Origin of the sequence: Pseudomonas sp. JV245A (genome assembly GCF_032424515.1) — a bacterium.
GTDB classification, from domain to species: domain Bacteria; phylum Pseudomonadota; class Gammaproteobacteria; order Pseudomonadales; family Pseudomonadaceae; genus Aquipseudomonas; species Aquipseudomonas protegens.
The window spans coordinates 1-2002 of the sequence record NZ_VYKE01000340.1 but is presented as its reverse complement, the minus strand read 5'-3'; the positions used below and the strand labels follow the sequence as shown (position 1 = coordinate 2002).

At 68.0% G+C, this 2002-nt stretch carries 1 protein-coding gene and 1 pseudogene; one reads left to right on the top strand and one right to left on the bottom strand.

Annotation, left to right across the window (positions count from 1 at the left end):
• Positions 1-1039, top strand: a pseudogene (locus F6S12_RS31380) (hypothetical protein); the annotation flags it as partial.
• Between the two features lie 9 nt (positions 1040-1048).
• On the opposite strand, the gene F6S12_RS31375 reads toward F6S12_RS31380, so the two are convergent.
• The coding region (locus F6S12_RS31375) for an EAL domain-containing protein (protein WP_315869820.1) at positions 1049-2002 on the bottom strand (954 nt) is incomplete at its 5' end.

The window sequence follows — 2002 nt, the reverse complement described above, 5'->3', positions numbered from 1 at the left end:
GCTGTTCAGCTGGCTGACGGACAACCCCCGGGGCCTGGGTGCCTACCGATGCCAGATCGGCACCTGGCAACTGCCCGGGTGCTGGTTGCTGGACCATCGGGTTTCCGATTGCCAGCGCTACCTGGCCCTGCTGCCCTGGAGCGAGACCCTGGATCTGGCCCCCCAGGTGGTGGTGGTGGACCTGCAACAGCAGCGCCTGATCTACAGCCCGGCACTGCTGGCGGCGCGCCTGCTGGACTTTCGCCAGGGCCGCCTGAGCCTGGCCGTGCTGGTCGGGCGCCTCGACCCGGACCACGCCAGCAGCCCGCTGCAACGCTTCAACCGGCCGGCGCCCGCACCTGAACACGCCGCGGCATTCTGCACCGAAGGCCCGGCCTCGCAGCCCTGCTATGAGCGCCAGGACTGGCAGGTGATCGATGACCAATTGCAGCCCGTGGCGCCCTGGCGCCTGGTGGATCGGCCTCAGGCCGCGGTCGCCGAGGGTGACTTTATCCAGCCTGCCCCCGATGGCCGCGACGCCGCGTGGCTGTTTGGCAGCGAAACCGAGTACGCCGACAGCTGGCTGCGGGAAACCAGCCCGCGGCTCGGCGGCCACCTGCTCACCGCCTCCGGCTGTGCAGTAGGCGATCTGGCCCCGTCGCTGATCTGGTCCAGCGACGCCCGCTACCTGGCCTTGACCCGGCTCCGGCTCGGCGCCGGCGACCCGCAGCAGGGCTACCGCGTCTGGCAGTTGCTGCTGCTCGATGTGCAGGAACGCAGCCTGCGCATCGCCCCCGACTGGCTGCGCCACCGCCCGCTGTTCCAGCACTTCGATACCCGGGGCCTGGCGCTGCAGCTGTTCGAGCGGGATTGGCAGGCGGCGGACGATCCCGATCCGGGCCGCAGCCTGGAGTGGGCACTGGAAGACCTGTTGCGCCTGCCTGCCGAACCCTTGCGTGAACACCAGGGGCTGTGGCTGAGCGCCACCGACTGGCCCCAGGCCCGGGCGTGGCAGGCGCTGCGCCGCCCGGCACACCCGGCCTTCCGCGCCGAGGCTTGAGCCCCGGGGTCAATCGGCCTTCAGTGCCTGGGCGTCCCGCGCGCGCTGGCTGACAAAACCGGGGATCTGCTCCCCGGGCAGGGATTTGCTGTAGTACCAGCCCTGGATGGTCAGCTCGGCACTCGATTGCAGGAAATCCAGCTGCTCGCGGGTTTCCACCCCTTCCACCACCACTTTGAGCTTGAGGGTTTCGCAAAAACGCAGCAGGCCGTTCAACACCTGGGCGCCCTTGGGTTCACGCTGGGCGAGGACAAAGCTGCGGTCGATCTTGATCCCGTCCACCGGGAACTGGTGCAGGTAGCTCAGGGCGGAAAAGCCGGTGCCGAAGTCATCGATATAGACCCGGGCGCCCAGCGCATGGAGCTTGCCGATCCATTGCTGGGTCAGCAGCGCATCGCCCACCAGGGCATCCTCGGTAATCTCCACCGACACCTGGCCCTGGGCCCGGGCCAGAATCTCCAGCAGGCGCTGGCCATGTTCCCGGGAGGCCAGGGTGGCGCTGGAGATGTTGATGGTGATGGGCAGCTCGAAGCCGACCTTGCGCCACGCCAGGTGCTGGCGCACCGCCTGGGACGCCACCCAGAAATCCACCTCGGGCATCAGCTTGGCCTGGCCCAGCCACTGCAGCAGTTCCCAGGGCGACTGCACCTTGCCCTCGCGGTCACGGGCGCGGATCAGCGCTTCGCAACCGCTGCACAAGCCGCTGTCCTTGATCACCTGGGGCTGATACTCCAGGTGGAAGTCGTAGTCGCTCAACTGCTGGATACGGGCCAGTTGCAAGGACTGCTGGGCGGCCTGCTGGTAGGACGCCACCATCGGGTCCAGCTCGAACAGCCGGCCCCGCTCCTCCAGGCCATGGAAGGTGGTGTCGAAAGTTTTCAGGTAGACCTGGGCACTTTGCTCGCCCTGGCGCTGGATACTGCGCACATAGGGCATGTAGATCAGGATGCCGACCCCCAGCAG